Consider the following 20960-nt stretch of genomic DNA (forward strand, 5'->3'; position numbering starts at 1 on the left):
TGATGGTTCTCGGGCTGGGCGTTCTCGTGCCTGGTGTTCTGGCTGGTGGGGTGCCGGCCGGTCAGCCCTTGACGGCCCCGGAGGTCAGACCCTTGATCATGTGCCGTTGCAGGGCCAGGAAGAGGACGAGCATCGGCAGCATCGCGAGCACGGTTGCCGCCATGACCGGGCCCCAGTTGGTGAGACCGTCGCTGTTCTGCAGGAGGGTCAATCCCACGGGTAGCGTGGCGACCGAGGCGTCGTCGGCCATCAGGAACGGCCACAGGTACTCGTTCCACTCGTTGACGAGGGTGATCGTCGCGAAGGCGACCATCGTCGGGATCGACAGCGGCAGCACCACTCTGGTGAGCAGGCGGAAGTGACCCGCCCCGTCCATCCGCGCCGCCTCGATGATCTCGGGTGGGATGGACAGGAAGTGATTGCGCATCAGGAAGGTCCCGAATGCGACACCGGCGAGCGGCAGGATGATGCCGATGAAGGTGTTCCGCAGTCCCAGTTGGGCCACCAGGGCGTAGTTGGTGATGACGGTGATCTGGTTGGGCACCATGAGCGCGGCGATGATGACGACGAACACGATGTTCTTGCCCGGGAAGCGCAGGAACACCAGCCCGTACGCGCTCAGCACGCCCAGCACGAACTTGGCCACGCCGAGGATCGAGGTCACGATGACCGAGTTGCGCAGGTAGCTCCAGAACGGTACCGACGTCGTGGCCTCGACGTAGTTCTCGGGACGCCACGTCGACGGCCACCACACGGCCGGTTGCACGTAGATCTCGGTGCGATCCTTGAACGACGCCACCAGGATCCACACCAGGGGCAGCGCGATGATCACCAGCACCACCGTCATCGCCGCGTACCCGCACGCGTCGGCCAGTCGTCGGCGGGTGGCCGGCGTCATCGCCTCACCGCCGGGGCGCCGTCGCTTCTGCCCGGGGCCCGCCGGCGGACGTCTGGACTCGTCTGTGCGCCCCGGCGTGGCAACCCGTCCGGACACCCGTCCGGACACCGGACTCGTGGTGACGGGCCTCATCGCGCTCCCCTGTCCATCATGCGCACCTGGATCACCGTGATGGCCAGCAGGACGACGAACATGACGGTCGCGACGGTGGCGCCGTAGCCGGCACGGAAGTTGACGAAACTCTCCTCGTAGACCTGGTAGACCATCGTGGTGGTGCCATTGCCCAACGGGCCGCCCCGGGTCATCACGTTGATGATGTCGAACACCTGTAACGAGTTGAGCAGCACGGTGATCGACAGGAAGAACGTCGTGGGCCGCAGTTGCGGCAACAGCACCTTGCGGAAATAGGTCCACCAGCCGGCTCCGTCGATCGCGGCCGCTTCGTCCAGATCGGTCCGTTTACCCTGCAGCGCAGCCAGATAGATGACGAACGCGTAACCGAGGTTCTTCCAGATGTAGGTCACCGTGATCATGAACAGTGCCCACGACGGCTGCTGGTAGAAGTCAGGTGCAGAGCCCAGTCCGAGGCGCACCATCACGTCGTTGACGAGGCCGAAACTGGGGTCGAAGACGAACTGAAAAGCGATGCCGACCGCCGCCCCGGACAGCACGAACGGAGCAAAAGCTGCCGATCGCACCAGATTTCGGCCGCGCAGTTTACGGTCGAGCAACAGTGCGAGCGCCAGGCCGATGACCATGCTGCCGACGACAGCGGCGACCGTGAAGATGACGGTGTTGGCGACGATCACCCGGGTATCGGCACGGGTGAACCATTCGAGGTAGTTGTCGATCCCGACGAACGTCGCTCCCGCCTCGGCGATGTTCCAGTCGTAGAACGACATCCGGATGTTCTCGACGAGCGGTCGATACGTGAACACGCCGAGGAGGACGAGGTTCGGCACGACGAGCAGGAGGAACAGCCCATGGCTTCGCCAGGGACGCCGCCCCGTTGCGGGCAGCACATGTTCGTCGACCGATGACACTGGCGAAGTCTCGCCGTAGGAGACGACCGGATGGTGAACTCAGGCGGCGATTCCCGTGAACGATGCCTTCACAGCCGGGGCGGGCGGGTCAGTCCCCTCGTGACGCCGCCAGCCGGATCAGCTGGCCGGTAGTGGCATCCGGCAGGTACGCCCTGGAGATGGCCACACCGATACGCGGAAGGTCGGATTCGTCGCGGAACGCCAGGTAGACGGGCTCGTAGCGGGGATTGAACTTCTTCTTGAAGGTGTGCAGCGAGCGGAATCCGTAATAGGGCTCGAGCGCGGCGCCCAGCGTGTCGAGCAGTTTGTCGAGCGGCTCGGCGTCGAAGTCGCCCGTTCGCGCCAGCGGCGCTCCGGACAGCGAGATGAACTGCGCACCCTCGTCTTTGAAGGCGACTGCCGACGAGGCGATGAGATACTCGACGACCGGCCCGAACCCGTCCGTACGGCGTCGCATGATGTCGAGCGTCCATCCCGCGACGTCGCCACCCGGCGCGTACACCGGTAGCCACGAGAGCACGCCGTGCACGTTGCCCGTCGGATCCACCGCGAGTGCCACCCGGACCGCGGGGTCCATCGCCTCCTCGACACTGCCCAGGGTGAACCCCATCTCGGGAAGGCCCTTGTCCCCCACCCACTCCTCCGAGATCGCGCGCACCTGGGTCTTGACGGCGAACGACTCGTCGGCCAGCGAGACCATCCGCATCGAGATGTCCTGCTTGGTGGCCTTGTTCATCGCCGATCGCACGTGCTGCCAAGGCTTGCCCTTGAACTCCAGACCCGGCAGGTCGACGATCGTGTCCTCGGCGATCTGCACACTGAGCCATCCGCGTCCGGTGACGATCTCCGAGGTCGCCGAGCCGATCGAGAACCAGCACGGAGTCGCGCCGGCGCTCTCCGCGAGGTCGACGAAGGCGTCGGCCAACCGCTCGGGTGCGCACACCGGGTCGGCCAGGGCCACCATGGTCCCGACGTGCTTTCGGTAGGTCACGACGGACTGGTCGTCGAGATCGCCCGCAGCGCCGGTGAACTGGTAGCTGTTGCCCGGCCAGGTCGTCATCCACGACATCGTGCCGCCGCCGTGCACCCGCAGCAGTTCCTTGACGCGGCCGACCGGATCGTCGTCCGAACCGGATGCACCGACCTGACGCACGCGCCACGGCACCGCGAACGCGAACCGGCCGGGGATCAGGATGGCCAGGACCAGCACCCAGAGCAACGTGGTTCCGAGCGTCACGGCGCCCTCGGACGACACGTCGGTGAAGACCACCAGGATCACCGCCAGGAGGGTCGCGATGACGTTGAGTGCACCGAGGACGACGGCCACCCACCACGCCCACCGCTTACCCCGCCGCAGTTGATCGGCGATGAGCACGTTGACGACGAGGCCGATGAGCATCGTGAACACCGAGTCGTCCCCGGCGTCGGTCGGCCCGAGCGGCCCGCTGCCCGGGAACAGGAACACCAGGAGGTTCGCACCCGCGATGACCAGCAGGGCAGCGCAACCCAGCATGCGGACCTCACGCCGGGTACGCGGCACCCAGCCATGTTCGTTGGTGGCGAAGAACTTCTCCCCCACGATCAGCATGATGATCGCGGCGAGAACGTACTCGACCGAGGCGAGGGTCCCCTCGAACAAGAAGGCCACCGAGACGACCGCCCCCAACAGGACCCGGACACGTAGCCGCCAGGGCGAACGCACGGTCGCCGAGGCCACCGCGACCGCCGAGACCACCAACGCCCCCACCCCGGTGGCGCGCGACTCGGCGAGTTGTTCCGCCCACCGCCACGACGTCACCTCGGAGGACAGCAACCACAGCAGCAACACCGTCAGCAGGGATGCGATCAGGTGGCCGCCCACACCGACCAGAACAGCCTTCACGGTGCCCAATTGCCACTCGGCCCAACCCATTCCGACGACGACCGCCACCAGCGCCAGCAGGTACAGCCAGGGCCCGGGTTCGACGAACGCGGAGCTGACCGGCGTCCACCACTTGCCCTCCCGAAGGGAGGGAAGCCCGAAGGCCACCTCGTGATACCACGACTTGTCGTTCGCCCTACCCCACAGCGATCCGGTCGTCGCGCCGACGATCAGCAGGGCCGCCGCAAGGGCGACGGTGAACGGAAGCCGCCGCACGACGGTGAGCCAGGAGACGTCGGAATGCATGGTCAACGGTACGACGACACGGCCCGCCGCACACGGTCATCTGGTTGATCGGTCACGCGCCGGACGCTGGAACCCACCGTTCGTCGTCACGACGCCACAGGACGGGCACATCGCCGATGCAGATGGAACCTGGGTCGAGCCACCACGTCACGTCCGGGCCCATCCGGCCAGCACCGTGGCCCCGTCCCGCTCCTGGAGTGGGATCTCGATCCCCGCGCTCGTCAGATAACCGTTGACGCTCACATGGACGGCATCGAGGTCGGCGGCGACGGCTCGCCAGTCGGGCATGAACCAGCGGCGATGCCGCCCGATGGTGTTGTACCAGTCCCATCTCCTCGACGCGGTCACCTCGAGTGGGTAACGGTCGACCAGCCGAGCACAGTCCGCGGGTGCCGCGATTTCGTACACCCGCGCGAATTCGCTGACGGACACCGTGCAGACTCGGGCCTCATCGCCGATCGAAGTGTCTTCCTCGGCGATGAGCTGCAATGCGCCGAGGCCCGGGCGGGCACGCGTCGTCTGCACCGTCCCCGCGGCATACGGCGTCGACCACCACTCGTCACTGAACGTGCGGTGAGGATTGCGCTCGTACTCCCGTCCCGAGCGCGCCTCGCCGGCTTCGACGTGGGCCCGCCACTCATCCCACCGCACGCGCTCGCTCCGGTACGGCAGGGCGGACTCCGGGAGTGCCTCGTTTCCGAACGGGTAGGCGATCACACGCTGGAGCGCGAGATCGACCGGGTCGTCCCACCACGCACAGACCGGATGGCGGAGCAGCACCCCCGCTATCGGCTCGAGGAGCGCAACGACTTCTGGTGCGGCATAGCGGATGTCCTCCTCGTCGGGAGGCTGCCAGTACCGAGCGAAGTCCACCGCGTACCCGAGTGCACCCAGGAGCTCCCATTCATCCGCCGCCACGAGTCCTTCAACGTCGACGCTCCGAATCGCGGCCTGAACGTCTGGAGATGTCCGAGGTCGCCGATACTGATCGACCCGTTCACCTGTGGCGTAACGGAATGCCATGTTCGCGCAGAGGAATCGTCCGCGTGGCGTAGCGAGGATCTCTTGGGTGCGGGCCATCTCGCCGACGGTATCGGTGACGGATGCCGCACGCCATGGGATCACTGCTCGCGGCCTACCAAACCGCTGAGATGATGCACTCCGCGCTGTGGCGCGAACCGCCTTACCATCCCCCACCGACAACCGTCCGTCACCCACGAGAAGACGAAACTCGTTGCACACCAACCGAATAGCCGGTAGAGTTGGACCCACATTCGATTCACCACAGGGGGGGGAGGTCGTGTTCGATTCCCGACGAGACGTCGGCACCGACGCGCCGACCCCTCGTGCGGTCGAATTGGTTGCCGATCTCCACCGCACCCTCGACAAGTTGCAGACCGTGGATCTGTCGCCGTGTACCGATGCCGAACTCGCCGACGTGACCGCGGAAACCGAACGCGCCATCGCACGGTTGACCGTCGCCGGTGACCGGCAGATCGATCAGGTCGAGGCCCGCGACCTGCCCCGCAAAGCAGGGTGCCGCACCCTCATGCAGTACATGACCCACCGGCTACGCGTCTCCAACCCGATGCGACGCCGTAAGCAGATGGACGCCACCGCCCACCGCACCAGCCTCGGCGGCGAGGTACTCCCACCCGAATACCCCTACCTCGCCGAAGCTTTCGCACAAGGCGCGGTCGGCACCGCCCACGTACAAGCCACCCTCGACGTCCTCGACCGCATCCCGGGCACCATCGACCACGACATCAAGGTCGCCGCCGAACGACAGATGGCCGAGATCGCCACCGACCACACCCCCGCCGAGATCACCCAACTCGGCGCGCGGCTGCTTGCCCACCTCGACCCCGACGGCACCCTGACCGACGACACCGACCAGAAACGACGCCGCGGCCTGTGGATAGGACGGCAACGAGCTGACGGCACCGCCAAGATCTCCGGCACCCTGACACCCGCACTCGCCGCCCGACTCACCATGATGTTCGCCGTCTGGGGCAAACCCGGACTCAACAACCCCGACGACCCCGCCTCACCCAGCGGACCGGCCGGAGCCGCCGACCCCGAAGCCCTCACAGCCGCAGCCGACCGCGACGGCCGCACCCTCGCCCAGACCAATCACGACGCCCTCGACGCCGCCCTGGCCGCAGGCTTCGCCGACGGGACTCTCGGCACCTCGCACCGAGGCCTGCCCGTGCAACTGATCGTCAAAGCCGACCTCGGGGACCTGATCCGAGAAGCCGGACTCGCGACCACCGCCACCGGCACCCTGCTGCCCATCCGGGACTTGATCGCGATAGCCGCCGACATGCAACCGTGGCTCGCGATCTTCAAAGACGCCACCACCGTTCCGCTGCACTTCGGACGGGGCAAACGCCTCGCCACCCGCGAACAACGCCTCGTCTCCTTCGCCCGCCCCGACGGGGAAGTGTGCTCGGCACCAGGCTGCGACCAACCCGCCACCCACGTCGACATGCATCACGCCCACAAGGACTGGGCCAAAGGCGGCCTCACCGACATCGACGACCTCGCACCCGCCTGTCCCCGTCATAACCGGATGGTCGGCGACGCACCCGGCCAATACACCACCCGGATCGTCCGATCCGGACCCGACGAAGGCCGCTGCCTCTGGCGACTCAACGCCGAACCCGGCGCACCGCCCAACCCCGAACACATCAACCGCCGACCCGACATACCCAAGCGGTTGCAGGCACACCTCGAACAAGTGCGGCGAGAGATCCACGGACGCAACACGTCCGGCGATCAGACACGCCCCCAGCAACAACCCGTATGGCCGATCGTCGACTACTGGCCAGCGGCCCTCCCGCCACTGCGCCCGGGCCAGACTTATACGCCGGTCGAGGCGTGTCTCGCCGAACTCCTGGTACGAAACTGACCGCGCAACAACAGGACAGCACCCAACAACTTCAAGCCCTACAGTGCGCGATTCGTATCGGTTCCCGGTACGAATCCCGCACTGGCGTGGAGTCAGACCGGGCGCGGGGTGAGGATGCGGGGTCCGTCGGCGGTCACCGCGACGGTGTGTTCCCAATGGGCGGAACGCGACCCGTCGTCGGTGACGACTGTCCAGTCGTCGTCGAGGACGGTGGTGTCCGTGGTGCCCAGCGTCAGCATCGGCTCGATGGCCAGGGTGGAGCCGATCACGAGCGTCGGCCCCTTGCCGGGTTCACCCTCGTTCGCCAGGAACGGTTCCATGTGCATCTCGCGGCCGATGCCGTGGCCGCCGTAACCGTCGACGATGCCGAAGGGCCGGCCGAACTTCTTCTCCGCGGCGCGCGTGCCGAGTTCGATGGCGTGGGAGATGTCGGTGAGGCGCGCGCCGTCGACCATGGCCGCGATCCCCGCCTCCATCGACAACCGCGTCGCCTCGGAGAGTTCCTCGTCGGCGGTGGACAGTTCCCCGACCCCGAAGGTCCAGGCCGAGTCCCCGTGCCAGCCGTCGAGGATGGCGCCGCAATCGATCGACACCAGATCGCCGTCGGCGAGAACGACGTCCGCGGACGGGATGCCGTGGACGACGACGTCGTTCACCGAGCTGCAGATGGATCCGGGAAAGCCGTGGTAGCCCTTGAACGAGGGCACCGCCCCGGCCCCCCGGATCACGGATTCGGCGACCTCGTCGAGATCGAGGGTGCTGACCCCCGGCTTCGCCGCATCGCGCACCGCGACGAGCGCGGCCCCGACGACCGCTCCCGCCGCGGCCATGGCATCGAGCTCGCCCGCAGTGCGGAAGGGGACGACGCGCTTGCGCTTACGAAAACCCATGCCCTACAGCGATTCCTCGGTTGTCGGAGACTGTGCGATCAGAACCCAGCGGGGTCAGGAGACGCCGGCGCCGAGCGCGCTCAGGACGCGCTGATGGACGCCCTGGATGTCACCGACCGCGTCGATCGTCTTGACCTGGTCGCCGTAGTACGCGAGCAGCGGCGCGGTCTCCCGGGTGTAGACGTCCATCCGGTTGCGGATGACCTCTTCGGTGTCGTCGGCGCGGCCACGCGCCAGCATGCGCTCCACGACGACGTCGGTGTCGACGACGAACGAGAGCACGGCGTCGAGCGAGGCGTCGAGATTCGCCAGGATGTCGTTCAGCGCGTCGGCTTGCTCGGTCGAGCGCGGGAAACCGTCGAGGATGAAACCCTTCGACGCATCCGGCTCGCCGACGCGGGCGCGGACCATGTCCACCGTGATCTCGGACGGGACGAGGTTGCCGGCGTCGAGGTACTTCTTGGCCTCCACACCCACGGCGGTGCCCTGGGAGATGTTGGCGCGGAAGAGGTCACCGGTCGAGATGTGGGGGATCCCGAGTGCTTCGCTCAAAAGCTCCGCCTGGGTGCCTTTACCTGCTCCGGGCGGGCCGAGAATGACAAGTCTCACTTCAGGAATCCTTCGTACTTGCGTTGCATCAACTGACTGTTGATCTGCTTCATCGTGTCCAGACCCACGCCGACCATGATCAGTACGGCCGTACCACCGAACGGCAGGTTCTGGACGTTGCCGCTGTTACCGATCTCGAGGAACAGGTTCGGGAGTACCGCGATGATACCGAGGTAGATCGAGCCCGGCAGCGTGATGCGACTGAGCACATACCCGAGGTATTCGGCCGTGGGCGCTCCCGGACGGATGCCCGGGATGAATCCACCGTACTTCTTCATCTCGTCGGCGCGCTCCTCCGGATTGAACGTCACCGCCACGTAGAAGTACGTGAAGAAGATGATCATCAGGAAGTAGACGGCGATGTAGACGCCGTTGCTCGGATCGGTCAGGTACCTGGTGACGTATTCCTGCCAGGTCGACTGCGTCCCATCGGGATTGCGCGTGAGTTCGACGATCAGCTGCGGCAGATACAGCAGCGACGAGGCGAAGATCACCGGGATGACGCCGGCCTGGTTGACCTTCAGCGGCAGGTAGGTCGACGACCCGCCGTACATCTTGCGGCCCACCATGCGCTTGGCGTACTGCACCGGGATGCGACGCTGACCCTGCTCGATGAACACTACGCCGGCGACGATGATCAGCGCGGCGACACAGACCAGGGCGAAGACGAGTCCGCCGCGGCTGTTGAGAATGGTGCGACCTTCGGCGGGGATACGCGCGGCGATACCGGCGAAGATCAGCAGCGACATGCCGTTGCCGATGCCGCGCTCGGTGATGAGCTCACCGAACCACATGACGACACAGGCGCCGGCGGTCATGACGAGCACGATGATCGAGAGACCGAAGATGCTCTGGTCGTTGAGGACTTCGCCGCTCTGCGCACAGGACTGCGGAAGGAGCTGGCCACGATCGGCGAGGGCCACGATGCCCGTCGACTGCAGGAGTGCGAGGGCCACGGCCAGGTAGCGCGTGTACTGCGTCATCTTGGCCTGGCCGGCCTGGCCCTCCTTGCGGAGTTGCTCGAAGCGCGGGATGACCACGGTCAGCAGCTGCACGATGATGGCCGCCGTGATGTACGGCATGATGCCGATCGCGAACACCGACAGCTGCAGCAGCGCGCCGCCGGAGAACAGGTTGATCAGGGAGTAGACCGAGCTCGACTCACCGGACGAGACCTCGTCGAGACACGCCTGCACGGCCTGGTAGTCGACACCCGGCGACGGGACGGTCGCTCCCAGCCGATACAGGATGATGATGCCGAGAACGAAGAGGATCTTCTTCCTCAGATCCGGCGTCCGAATGGCCGCGAAGAGGGGGGAAAGCACTAACTCCTCCTAGTAACGACCACGCGAGGTCTACGTTCCGGGTCGGTGCGACCCGACCCCCGTGTGCTCGGCAATCGACGATGATCTTTCGGGATGCGGCAGTCTTGGGCGTGTCCGGCAGGACAACCTCTGAGACTCTAACAGTCACACCGAAACGCCCCGGTCGGGCGGCAGCGATGCTGCCGCCCGACCGCGGTGTGTGTCCGTCAGAGTTCGGTGACGCTGCCACCGGCAGCGGCGATCTTCTCCTTGGCGGAGGCGGTGAACTTGTCGGCGGTGATGTCGACCTTGACCGACAGGTCACCGTCGCCGAGAACCTTCACCAGCTTGTTCTTGCGAACGGCCCCGGCCGCGACGAGCTCGTCGACGCCGATGGTGCCGCCCTGCGGGAACAGGCGGGCGATGTCGCCGACGTTGACGACCTGGTACTCGATCCGGTTGCGGTTGGTGAAGCCCTTGAGCTTCGGCAGCCGCATGTGGATCGGCATCTGGCCACCCTCGAAGCCGGCGGGCACGTTCTTGCGTGCCTTGGTGCCCTTGGTGCCGCGACCGGCGGTCTTACCCTTGGACCCCTCACCGCGACCCACGCGGGTCTTGTCGGTCTTCGACCCCGGAGCGGGGCGAAGGTGATGGAGTTTGATGGTCATGCTTGAACCTCTTCGACTGTCACGAGGTGACGAACCGCGTTGATGAGGCCGCGGTTGATCGGCGTGTCCTCGCGGGTGACGGTCTGGCGGATGCCCTTGAGTCCGAGGGTCCGCAGGCTGTCACGCTGGTTGCTCTTGGTACCGATGGTGCCCTTGACCTGAGTGATCTTCAGCTGAGCCATGATCAGACCCCCTGTCCTGCGCGAGCGCGGAGCATACCGGCCGGAGCGACATCCTCGATCGGCAGACCGCGGCGGGCCGCGACCTCTTCGGGACGCTGCAGCATCTTGAGTGCCGCGACGGTGGCGTGCACGACGTTGATGGCGTTGTCCGAGCCGAGGCTCTTGGCGAGGACGTCGTGGACGCCCGCGCACTCGAGCACGGCACGCACCGCGCCACCGGCGATCACACCGGTACCGGGGCTGGCCGGGCGGAGCATGACGACACCGGCGGCGGCCTCACCCTGGACCGGGTGGGTCACGGTGCCGGCGATCAGGGGCACGCGGAAGAAGTTCTTGCGAGCTTCCTCGACACCCTTCTGGATCGCGGCCGGGACTTCCTTGGCCTTGCCGTAGCCGACGCCGACCATGCCCTGGCCGTCGCCGACGACCACGAGAGCGGTGAACGAGAAACGACGTCCACCCTTGACCACCTTCGAGACGCGGTTGATGGTCACCACGCGCTCGAGCTGGTTGCGGTCCTGGTCGCGGCCGCCACGATCGCGACGGTCGCCGCGGCCACCGCCGCGACGGTCGTTGCCGCCGCCCTGGTTGTTCTGGTTGTTGTCGTTACCGGCGGGTCCGTTTCCGCCGTCACGCTGACGTCCGGGCATCAGAGGTTCCCTCCGGTCATGTGGGTGTAGCTGTTCGAGATGGTCATCAGAAGCTCAGGCCTCCCTCGCGGGCGGCGTCGGCGAGCGCGGCGATCCGGCCGTGGTAGTCCTTGCCGCCACGGTCGAACACGACGGCGTCGACGCCGGCAGCCTTGGCGCGGGCGGCGATGAGCTCGCCGACCTTGCGGGCCTGCGCGGACTTGTCGCCGCCGGCCGCACGCACATCGGCCTCGATCGTCGATGCCGCGGCCAGCGTCTTGCCGGCCAGGTCGTCGATCAACTGGACGTGGATGTGGCGCGAGCTGCGCTTGACCGCGAGACGCGGACGGGCCGGGGTTCCGCTGACCTTCTTGCGGAGGCGGAAGTGACGGTTGCCGGTCGCCTTGCGACGACGCGTCGAGACGTCCTTGCCGATCGGCTTGCGCACTGTCTTGGTAGCTGAATCACTCATGGCTTACTTACCCGTCTTTCCGACCTTGCGACGGATCTGCTCACCCTCGTAGCGAATGCCCTTGCCCTTGTAGGGGTCCGGACGACGCAGGCGGCGGATGACCGCCGAGATCTCGCCGACTTGCTGCTTGTCGATACCCGAGACCGAGAACTTCGTCGGGGACTCCACGGCGAACGTGATGCCCGCCGGGGCCTCGATCGGCACGGGATGGCTGTAACCGAGCGCGAACTCGAGGTCGCTGCCCTTGGCCTGCACGCGGTAACCGACACCGAAGATCTCCATCTTCTTGGTGTAGCCCTGCGTGACGCCCACGACGAGGTTGTTCACGAGCGAACGGCTCAGGCCGTGCAGCGCGCGGCTGCGACGCTCGTCGTTGGGGCGGGTCACGACGATGGAGTTGTCCTCCTTGGCGACCGAGATGGGCTCGGAGACGGTGAGCGAGAGCTCACCCTTGGGGCCCTTCACGGTGACGTTCTGGCCGTCGATGGTGACGTCCACGCCCGCGGGGATCTCGATGGGGTTCTTTCCGATACGCGACATGTGTTGTTACCTCCCCTACCAGACGTAGGCGAGGACTTCGCCGCCCACGCCCTGGTTGGCTGCCTGGCGATCGGTGAGCAGGCCCGACGACGTGGAGATGATGGCCACGCCGAGGCCGCCCAGAACCTTGGGCAGGTTGGTGGACTTTGCATAGACCCGGAGGCCGGGCTTGGAGACGCGGCGCAGACCGGCGATGGAGCGCTCGCGACTCGGGCCGTACTTCAGGGAGACGACGAGGTTCTTCCCGACCTCCGCGTCTTCGGTGCGGTAGTCGGTGATGTAGCCCTCGCGCTTGAGGATCTCGGCGATGTTCACCTTGATCTTCGACGAGGGCAGTGTCACCTCGTCGTGGTACGCCGAGTTGGCGTTACGCAGACGCGTCAAGAAGTCTGCGATCGGGTCAGTCATGGTCATGGGTGACCGTCAACCTTTCTCGTAGCGGTTCCCATACAGCGCCGGTGGCCGGAAAAATCCCGGTGACCTGCGGTGGGCCTTCCACGAAGTGGATAGTTGTTTCTGAAGGTTCTCGCCGCCGATGCCCTTGGCTTTTCGCCGGCACCGGAGACTATTCAGTTGTGTCCCGGACACCTGAGGTGCACAGGCAACCGGTCTAGTGTAGGGAATCCGCAGCGTAGACCCAAATCGGCACCGGTCGGCAGTGGCGACCATCAGGCACCATCGAGGGTATGGATCGACGCAAACTCCTCAAAACGGGCCTGCTCGGGGCCGGGCTGCTCGGCATCACCGGTACGTCGCTGGTGACCGGGTGCGCCACCGACGATCCGCCGACGCGGGATCGATCCGGCTCGGGTCCGACGGGCACGTCAGTGGACGCCGCGTCGGTCGAGACCGTCGCATCCGGGCTGAACGTGCCGTGGGCGCTGGCCTTCCTCGGTGACGGCGATGCCCTCGTCACCCAGCGTGACGACGCCACGGTCGTGCGGGTGTCCCCTGGGGGCGAGGTCCGGACCGTCGGCGAGTTCGCTGACGCCGCTCCGCGCGGCGAAGGCGGGTTGCAGGGCATCGCGGTGGCGCCGGGCGACGAGAGCGCGGTGTTCGTCTACTACACGACCGCCACCGACAACCGACTGGTGCGCCTGGACTTCGACGGCGACCGGCTCACCCGTCCCCGACCGCTGATCACCGGACTCGACGCGGCCTACAACCATCACGGCGGCGCCCTCGCCTTCGGTTCGGACGGAAGCCTGTTCGTCGCGGTCGGCGATGCCGCCGTACCCGAGGTCGCCCAGGACGTCACCGCGTTGAACGGCAAGATCCTGCGGGTGGACCGGGATGGCCGCCCGTGGCCGGGCAACCCGTTCGGCAACGAGGTCCACTCGTACGGGCACCGCAACGTCGAGGGCCTGGCCTTCGACGGCGCAGGCCGGCTGTGGGCCAGTGAGTTCGGACAGAACCGTCGTGACGAGCTCAATCTGATCCGACCGGGTGGCAACTACGGGTGGCCGGAGGTCGAAGGCGATTCCGATGATCCGCGGTTCGTCGCGCCGGCCGCCACCTGGACCACGCAGGAGGCGTCCCCGGCCGGGCTGGCGATCATCGGCGACCGCGCCTACATGGCCGCGCTCCGCGGCCGGCGGCTGTGGGAGATACCGCTCACGGGGTCGGCCGCCGGCGAGCCGGTGAGCAGGTACGCCGACGAGTTCGGCCGGCTGCGCGTCGTGGCCGCCGCGCCCGACGGCTCACTGTGGTTCGGCACGAGCAACACCGACGGACGCGGCCGGCCGGCCGACGGGGACGATCGTCTGCTCCGGATGCGGCTCGGCTGACCACAGTTCCGGCGCGCGGACCAGAAGCCATCCGACGGGCGCCGATCGGTTCTGTACGGAATCGACAGTTCGATTCTCGAATCATTTCGCGGAACCATTTTCCGAAATCGTCTCATCGCCGGACTCTCATGGGTGCGAGCCCGTCATCACCGGGTGTTTTCGCAACGATTGTGTGGCCTATTCCAGGCGGCAGGATCACCGCGTCGGTCGACAGCGGAACAACGAACTGGCCTCGATCCGCCGAACATCACCTCGTCGCCGCGCCGCGATGTCATGGTGGAACACGTGGACTCGACTCATCTTCCCGAGCTCGTCGACGAGCTCCTGTCCTCGGCCCGCGAAGCGTCGAGCCGACGGGCCTCTCATACGTTGCACGGCAACTCTTCTCGCCATCTTCGACAAACGGTGATCGCACTGGTCGCGGGCGCGGCACTGTCGGATCACGACAGTCCCACCGAGGCCACGCTGCAGGTCCTGCGCGGGCATGTCGTCCTGACCTCGGCGGACGGCGACCCGGCCGGCCGGTGGGAGGGCGCCACCGGCGACCTGGTGACCATTCCGTCGACGCGTCACGGCCTGACCGCACAAGAGGACTCGGCGATCCTGTTGACGGTTGCCACGCGTTGACCTAAGCGACCAAATTGTTTCCCGAATGACCGACGGGTGTATTTCCCACAAACGTTTTCGGCATATCTGATCGACTTTGCGATTCGGGAAGAAACAATTGCCGACCCTCCGTATGGTGTCGCTCATGGCCCGGTCAGAAGATGTACAGGGTTCTGCAGCCACCGCACTGTTGGACATCGGCAGGTTCTTCACCCGATGGGACGAGACCGACGATCGTCGTGTCGTCTTCCGGGACGGCGGTCGGGCGGGCGACGTCTTCTACCGGGATCGATGGAGCCACGACAAGATCGTGCGCTCGACACACGGCGTGAACTGCACGGGCTCCTGCTCGTGGAAGGTCTACGTCAAAGACGGGATCATCACCTGGGAGACCCAGGAGACCGACTACCCCTCGGTGGGCCCGGACCGGCCCGAGTACGAACCCCGCGGATGCCCGCGGGGCGCGGCCTTCTCCTGGTACACCTACTCCCCCACCCGGGTCCGACACCCGTACGCCCGGGGCGTGCTGGTGGAGATGTTCCGCGAGGCGAAGCGCCGGCTGGGCGATCCCGTGCTGGCGTGGGCCGACGTCGTCGGAGACCCGCTGCGCCGACGCTCCTACCAGCGCGCACGGGGCAAGGGCGGGCTCGTTCGCGTCTCCTGGGACGAGGCCGTCGAGATGGCCGCGGCAGCGCACGTCCACACGATCAAGGCCCACGGCCCGGACCGGTGCGCGGGTTTCTCCCCGATCCCGGCCATGTCGATGGTCAGCCACTGCGTCGGCACCCGGTTCATCCAGCTGATCGGCGGGGTGATGACCTCGTTCTACGACTGGTATGCCGATCTGCCGGTGGCCAGTCCCCAGGTGTTCGGCGACCAGACCGACGTCCCGGAGTCCGGGGACTGGTGGGACGCGACGTACCTGATGATGTGGGGTTCCAACGTCCCGGTGACGCGGACCCCGGACGCGCACTGGATGGCCGAGGTGCGCTACCGCGGCACCAAGGTGGTCTCGGTCAGCCCCGACTATGCCGACAACACCAAGTTCGCCGACGAATGGCTGCCCGCGCAGGCCGGCACCGACGGGGCGCTCGCGATGGCGATGGGACACGTCATCCTCACCGAGTTCTTCGTCCGGCGCTCGACCGGGTTCTTCGACGACTACGTGCGCCGCTACACCGACCTGCCGTTCCTGATCCACTTGGACGAGGAACCGGGCGGGCCGGACGGTGACTCGACCGGCACCGACGTCCCCGGAAAACTCGTCCCCGGGAAGTTCGTGACCGCCGACGAGTTGCCCGGCGCGGAACATGTTGCCTCCGAGGACGTCTGGAAGACGGTGTGCTGGGACGAGGCACGCGATGAGCCGGTGGTGCCCAACGGCTCGATGGGGTTCCGGTACGCCGACTCCGGTGCGGGGCGATGGAATCTCGATCTCGACGGCGCGCAACCCGCGCTGTCACTCATGAGCGATGCGGCCGAATTCGTCGAAGTCGCGTTCCCGGTCTTCGACGCCCCCGACGGCAGCGGAGCCGTGGTCCGCCGAGGTGTCCCCGCGCGGCGGATCGGGGGACGGCTCGTCACGACCGTCTTCGATCTGATGCTCGCGCAGTACGGCGTCACCCGGGACGGGCTCCCCGGCGAGTGGCCCACCGGCTACGACGACGCATCGGCGCCGTACACACCGGCGTGGCAGGCCGAGATCACCGGCGTGCCGGCCGCGGCGGCGATTCGCGTCGCGCGCGAATTCGCCGCCAACGCCGAAGAATCCGGCGGCCGCTCGATGATCATCATGGGCGCCGGGATCTGCCAGTGGTTTCACGGTGACGCGACCTATCGGGCGATCCTGTCCCTGCTCATCCTCACCGGATGCATGGGCCGCAACGGCGGCGGTTGGGCGCACTACGTCGGGCAGGAGAAGTGTCGTCCGATCACGGGCTGGATCTCGCTGGCGAACGCGCTGGACTGGACGCGCCCGCCGCGGACGATGACCGGGACCTCGTACTGGTACATGCACACCGGGCAATGGCGCAACGACGGATACTCGACATCCTCACTCGCCTCTCCGCTGTCGCGCGGCACGATGGACCACGAGCACACCGCCGACGCCATCGCCCAGTCGGCGCGGCTCGGCTGGATGCCCTTCTATCCCCAGTTCTCCACCAACCCTCTCGACGTCGCCGACGAGGCGACCGCCGCCGTGGATCGCGGTGACGCCGCCGATCCGGCGTCCTACGTCGCCGAGCGTCTGCAGAACGGCGAACTGACACCCGCGATCACCGACATCGACGCGCCGGAGAACTGGCCCCGGACCCTCGTGCTGTGGCGATCCAACCTGCTCGGTTCCTCGGCGAAGGGCAACGAGTACTTCCTCCGGACCCTGCTCGGCACCCACCACAACGTGCTCGGCGCCGAGAAACCCGAGACCCCGAGGCCTGCCGAGATCCGTTGGCACGACGACATTCCGGAGGGGAAGCTCGATCTGCTGCTGTCGGCGGATTTCCGGATGACCTCGACCACGCTGCTGTCGGACATCGTCCTGCCTGCTGCGACCTGGTACGAGAAGCACGACCTGTCCTCGACGGACATGCACCCGTTCGTGCACGCGTTCACGCCGGCGATCGACCCGCCGTGGGAGGCGAAGTCCGACTTCGACCTGTTCCACCGGCTCGCACGCAAGCTGTCGGACCTGGCACGCACCCACCTCGGTACACGGCGCGATCTCGTCAGCGTCCCCCTGCAGCACGACACCCCGGGTGAGGTTGCACAACCGCACGGCCGGGTTCTGGACTGGCGACACGACGGCGTTGTCGGACAGCCAGGCCGGAACATGCCGAACTTCACGGTGGTGGAACGGGATTACACCGCGATCGCGGACAAGCTGGCGTCCATCGGACCGCTCGCGGACACCCTCGGCTTCACCGTCAAGAATGTGACCTACCCGCTGGCGGAGCAGACGCGTAAACTCGCCGAATCCAACGGCGTGATGCTCGGCGGCGCCGGCGACGGACGACCGGCCATCGACACCGACGAGAAACTCGCCGAGGCGATCCTGACGTTGTCGGGGACCACGAACGGCGAACTCGCAGTTGCCGGCTTCGAACAACTCCAGCAACGCGTCGGTTTCCGCCTCGACGACCTCGCGCGCGGTTCGGAGGAGAAGCGCATCCGCTTCGCCGACACCCAGAAGGCACCCGTGCCGGTGATCACGTCGCCGGAGTGGTCCGGATCGGAGACCGGCGGCCGCCGGTACGCACCGTTCACGGTGAACATCGAGCGGCTCAAGCCGTTTCACACGCTCACCGGACGGATGCACTTCTATCTGGACCACGACTGGATGATCGACATGGGCGAGTCGCTCCCGATCTACCGGCCGCCGCTGGACATGCACCGCCTGTTCGGCGAACCGAAGCTCGGCGCCGACGGGTCGCGGGAGATCACGGTGCGGTACCTGACGCCGCATTCCAAGTGGTCGATCCATTCCGAGTATCAGGACAACCTATTCATGTTGTCGCTTTCCCGCGGCGGGCCGATCGCCTGGCTGAGTCCCCAGGACGCCGCCTCGATCGACGTCGCCGACAACGACTGGATCGAATGCACCAACGCCAACGGCGTTTTCGTGTGCCGTGCAATCGTCAGCCATCGCATGCCGGCCGGGGTCTGCTACGTCCACCACGCCCAGGAACGCACGATCGACGTCCCGAAGTCGGAGGCGACGGGCCGCCGGGGCGGCATCCACAACTCGCCGACGCGGCTGCTGGTGAAACCGACCCACCTCATCGGCGGTTACGCCCAGTTGTCCTACGCCTTCAACTATCTCGGACCGACCGGCAATCAACGCGACATGGTCTCGACCATCCGCAAACGCAGCCAGGAGGTGACGTACTGATGCGGGTCATGGCCCAGGTCGGGATGGTGATGAACCTCGACAAGTGCATCGGGTGCCACACCTGCTCGGTGACCTGCAAGCAGGCGTGGACCAATCGGTCCGGCACCGAGTACGTGTGGTTCAACAACGTCGAAACCCGTCCCGGACAGGGGTATCCGCGACGGTACGACGACCAGGAGACCTGGCAGGGCGGCTGGGTCCTCAACCGCAACGGCAGGCTGCGCCTGCGCGCCGGCGGCCGCGTGCGGAAGCTGTTGACCCTGTTCGCGAGTCCGGTCCAGCCGACCATCGAGGACTATTACGAACCCTGGACCTACGACTACCAGACCCTCATCGACGCCCCGCTCGGCGACGATTTCCCGGTCGCCCGTCCCAAGTCCCTGCTCACCGGCAAGGACACCGAGGTCACCTGGTCGGCGAACTGGGACGACAACCTCGGCGGTGCACCGGAACTCGCCGAGCGCGACCCCATCGTCGAAAAGCTCCGGCGCGAGTCCGAGGACGCGGTGAAGTTCGGCTTCGAGCAGACCTTCATGTTCTATCTGCCGCGGATCTGCGAACACTGCCTCAATCCGTCATGCATGGCGTCGTGCCCCTCCGGTGCGATCTACAAACGCAGCGAGGACGGCATCGTGCTCGTCGACCAGGACCGCTGCCGCGGCTGGCGGCAGTGCATCACGGGCTGCCCGTACAAGAAGATCTACTTCAACCACAAATCCGGCAAGGCCGAGAAATGCACGCTGTGTTACCCGCGCATCGAGGTCGGGCAGCCGACGGTGTGTTCCGAGACGTGCGTCGGCCGGCTTCGCTACCTGGGCATCTTCCTCTACGACGCCGACGCCGTGACTGCGGCCGCCTCGGTCCCCGATGATCGCGATCTGTATGAGGCGCAACTCGATCTGATGCTCGACCCCGAGGATCCGGCGGTGATCGCCGCCGCTCGACGCGACGGCATCCCGGACGACTGGCTCGAGGCCGCGCGCCGATCGCCGGTCTACGCGCTGGCGAAGAAGTACCGTGTCGCGCTCCCGCTGCACCCGGAATACCGCACGATGCCGATGGTCTGGTACGTCCCACCGCTGTCGCCGATCGTCGACCTGCTCGCCGAGCAGGGTCACGACGCCGAGGGCGCGGGAACGCTGTTCGGCGCGATCGAGGCCCTTCGGATTCCGGTGGAGTACCTGGCCGAATTGTTCACCGCCGGTGACACGGTCGTCATCGACACGGTGTTGCGCCGCTTGGCCGCCATGCGCTCGTACATGCGCGACGTGACCCTGGGCCGTGAACCCGACGCCGGAATACCGGCCGCGGTGGGGATGACCGAGGAAGAGGTGTACGAGATGTACCGCCTGATGGCGATCGCGAAATATGAAGAGCGATACGTGATCCCCACGGCTCATCTCGAACAGGCCGAGAAACTGGACGAGATGGGGTGTTCGCTCGACTACGACGACGGGCCCGGCATGTTCGACTCGTCGCCGTTCGGCGAGGCCAGCGGTCGTCCCGCGCCGGTGTCGGTGGAGACGTTCCATGCGCTGCGTCAGCGTCAGACCACTGACACGGCGGCCGGCGAGCACACGATGGCGGGCCGGACCAACCTGCTCAACTGGGACGGCAACGGGGCCCCGCCGGGCCTGTTCCCCGAACGCGTACCCGGATCGACTCCCGACGAGGAAGCACGATGAGGGGACCACGGTTGTTCGCACGTCGCTCGCGGGCGACCGACGAGGGCACCGTCATACGGTTGATCGCGTCCTGGTGCCTGAGCTATCCCGACGACGAGGTCCTCGGCCGCGTCGATCTGATGCGGGCCGCCCTCGCCGAGATGGATGACCCACAGACCCCACACCTGCTGCGGCAGATCACCGATCACCTCGCCAACGGCGATCCGGCAGCGCTGCGCCGCGAGTACATCGAGCTCTTCGATCTCTCGAAACGGCACACGCTCTACCTGTCGTACTGGTCCGACGGCGACACCCGGCGTCGGGGCGCGTCGCTGGGCGAGTTCAAGCAGGCCTACCGCGACAGTGGATTTCTCGTGGACCTGCGCGGTGAACTGCCCGACCATCTGCCGATCGTTCTCGAGTTCAGCGCGCGGGCCGATCCGTGCCGCGGCGTCGAGCTGCTCGAGAAGCACCGTGCAGCACTGGAATTGATCCGGTTCGCCCTGCTCGGCGCGGAGTCGCCGTACGCCGGGGCGGTGGCGGCGGTGTGCGCCACCCTGCCCAGTCCCTCCCCACCCGACCGGGCCACGGCGATGGCGATGGCGATGGCGATGTGCGCACCCGCACCGACGGAGACCGTGGGCCTGGAACCCTTCGACCCCCGCCTGCTGCCGATCAACCCGACCCGAGCGTGAGGTGAC

Annotated in this window: 19 protein-coding genes; 6 read left to right on the forward strand and 13 right to left on the reverse strand. The window is 66.7% G+C overall.

The window, feature by feature from the left end; all coding sequences use genetic code 11:
* Positions 1 to 61: 61 nt before the first annotated feature.
* The 4 genes from Q9R39_RS14905 to Q9R39_RS14920 form a co-directional block, all read right to left on the reverse strand.
* The gene (locus tag Q9R39_RS14905) at positions 62 to 898 is read right to left on the reverse strand and encodes a carbohydrate ABC transporter permease (RefSeq protein ID WP_311277698.1); all 837 of its coding nucleotides are present in this window, start codon (positions 896 to 898) and stop codon (positions 62 to 64) included.
* Between the two features lie 128 nt (positions 899 to 1026).
* Complete coding sequence (locus tag Q9R39_RS14910; RefSeq protein WP_171011599.1) at positions 1027 to 1941, reverse strand: carbohydrate ABC transporter permease; 915 nt, start codon at positions 1939 to 1941, stop codon at positions 1027 to 1029.
* Between the two features lie 88 nt (positions 1942 to 2029).
* On the reverse strand, positions 2030 to 4108 hold the full coding sequence (locus Q9R39_RS14915; RefSeq protein ID WP_311277710.1) for a phosphatidylglycerol lysyltransferase domain-containing protein: 2079 nt from the start codon (positions 4106 to 4108) through the stop codon (positions 2030 to 2032).
* A gap of 147 nt (positions 4109 to 4255) precedes the next feature.
* Positions 4256 to 5026 carry a hypothetical protein gene (locus Q9R39_RS14920; protein ID WP_238994925.1) on the reverse strand — a complete coding sequence of 257 codons (771 nt, stop codon included), beginning with the start codon at positions 5024 to 5026 and terminating at the stop codon, positions 4256 to 4258.
* A 382-nt stretch (positions 5027 to 5408) separates the two neighbouring features.
* Here Q9R39_RS14920 and Q9R39_RS14925 point away from each other — a divergent pair, with 382 nt between their 5' ends.
* Positions 5409 to 7019, forward strand: a complete 1611-nt coding sequence (locus Q9R39_RS14925) for a DUF222 domain-containing protein (protein WP_311277699.1) — start codon at positions 5409 to 5411, stop codon at positions 7017 to 7019.
* Positions 7020 to 7111: 92 nt separating this feature from the next.
* On the opposite strand, the gene map is transcribed toward Q9R39_RS14925, so the two are convergent.
* From map to rpsH, 9 genes are all read right to left on the reverse strand, one after another.
* The gene (map, locus tag Q9R39_RS14930; protein ID WP_311277700.1) at positions 7112 to 7909 is read right to left on the reverse strand and encodes a type I methionyl aminopeptidase; all 798 of its coding nucleotides are present in this window, start codon (positions 7907 to 7909) and stop codon (positions 7112 to 7114) included.
* 54 nt (positions 7910 to 7963) lie between these two features.
* Positions 7964 to 8518, reverse strand: a complete 555-nt coding sequence (locus Q9R39_RS14935) for an adenylate kinase (protein WP_004023564.1) — start codon at positions 8516 to 8518, stop codon at positions 7964 to 7966.
* Positions 8515 to 9843: a preprotein translocase subunit SecY gene (gene secY, locus Q9R39_RS14940; RefSeq protein ID WP_058251974.1), complete on the reverse strand. Its 1329-nt coding sequence runs from the start codon at positions 9841 to 9843 to the stop codon at positions 8515 to 8517. The genes Q9R39_RS14935 and secY overlap by 4 nt, the downstream gene beginning before the upstream one ends.
* A gap of 206 nt (positions 9844 to 10049) precedes the next feature.
* Positions 10050 to 10490, reverse strand: coding sequence for a 50S ribosomal protein L15 (gene rplO / locus Q9R39_RS14945; RefSeq protein WP_004023566.1), 441 nt, complete (start codon positions 10488 to 10490; stop codon positions 10050 to 10052).
* On the reverse strand, positions 10487 to 10672 hold the full coding sequence (rpmD, locus tag Q9R39_RS14950; RefSeq protein ID WP_058251976.1) for a 50S ribosomal protein L30: 186 nt from the start codon (positions 10670 to 10672) through the stop codon (positions 10487 to 10489). Before rpmD ends, rplO begins: the two co-directional genes overlap by 4 nt.
* 2 nt (positions 10673 to 10674) lie before the next feature.
* Positions 10675 to 11322: a 30S ribosomal protein S5 gene (rpsE, locus tag Q9R39_RS14955; protein WP_058251977.1), complete on the reverse strand. Its 648-nt coding sequence runs from the start codon at positions 11320 to 11322 to the stop codon at positions 10675 to 10677.
* A gap of 46 nt (positions 11323 to 11368) precedes the next feature.
* Positions 11369 to 11773 carry a 50S ribosomal protein L18 gene (gene rplR, locus Q9R39_RS14960; protein ID WP_058251978.1) on the reverse strand — a complete coding sequence of 135 codons (405 nt, stop codon included), beginning with the start codon at positions 11771 to 11773 and terminating at the stop codon, positions 11369 to 11371.
* A gap of 3 nt (positions 11774 to 11776) precedes the next feature.
* Complete coding sequence (gene rplF, locus Q9R39_RS14965; RefSeq protein WP_058251979.1) at positions 11777 to 12313, reverse strand: 50S ribosomal protein L6; 537 nt, start codon at positions 12311 to 12313, stop codon at positions 11777 to 11779.
* A gap of 15 nt (positions 12314 to 12328) precedes the next feature.
* Complete coding sequence (gene rpsH / locus Q9R39_RS14970) at positions 12329 to 12727, reverse strand: 30S ribosomal protein S8 (protein WP_004023571.1); 399 nt, start codon at positions 12725 to 12727, stop codon at positions 12329 to 12331.
* A gap of 272 nt (positions 12728 to 12999) precedes the next feature.
* On the opposite strand from rpsH, the gene Q9R39_RS14975 reads away from it, so the two are divergent.
* From Q9R39_RS14975 to narJ, 5 genes are all read left to right on the forward strand, one after another.
* Entirely contained in the window at positions 13000 to 14100 is a 1101-nt protein-coding gene (locus Q9R39_RS14975; protein ID WP_311277701.1) for a PQQ-dependent sugar dehydrogenase, read from the forward strand.
* A gap of 285 nt (positions 14101 to 14385) precedes the next feature.
* Entirely contained in the window at positions 14386 to 14727 is a 342-nt protein-coding gene (locus tag Q9R39_RS14980) for a LuxR family transcriptional regulator (protein WP_082652937.1), read from the forward strand.
* Between the two features lie 124 nt (positions 14728 to 14851).
* The gene (locus tag Q9R39_RS14985; protein WP_311277702.1) at positions 14852 to 18595 is read left to right on the forward strand and encodes a nitrate reductase subunit alpha; all 3744 of its coding nucleotides are present in this window, start codon (positions 14852 to 14854) and stop codon (positions 18593 to 18595) included.
* Positions 18595 to 20280 carry a nitrate reductase subunit beta gene (gene narH / locus Q9R39_RS14990; RefSeq protein WP_311277703.1) on the forward strand — a complete coding sequence of 562 codons (1686 nt, stop codon included), beginning with the start codon at positions 18595 to 18597 and terminating at the stop codon, positions 20278 to 20280. Before Q9R39_RS14985 ends, narH begins: the two co-directional genes overlap by 1 nt.
* The gene (gene narJ, locus Q9R39_RS14995; RefSeq protein ID WP_311277704.1) at positions 20277 to 20954 is read left to right on the forward strand and encodes a nitrate reductase molybdenum cofactor assembly chaperone; all 678 of its coding nucleotides are present in this window, start codon (positions 20277 to 20279) and stop codon (positions 20952 to 20954) included. The genes narH and narJ overlap by 4 nt, the downstream gene beginning before the upstream one ends.
* The last annotated feature ends 6 nt before the right edge of the window (positions 20955 to 20960 follow it).

The organism is Gordonia sp. AC31 (genome assembly GCF_031844505.1).
Classification (GTDB): domain Bacteria; phylum Actinomycetota; class Actinomycetes; order Mycobacteriales; family Mycobacteriaceae; genus Gordonia; species Gordonia hongkongensis.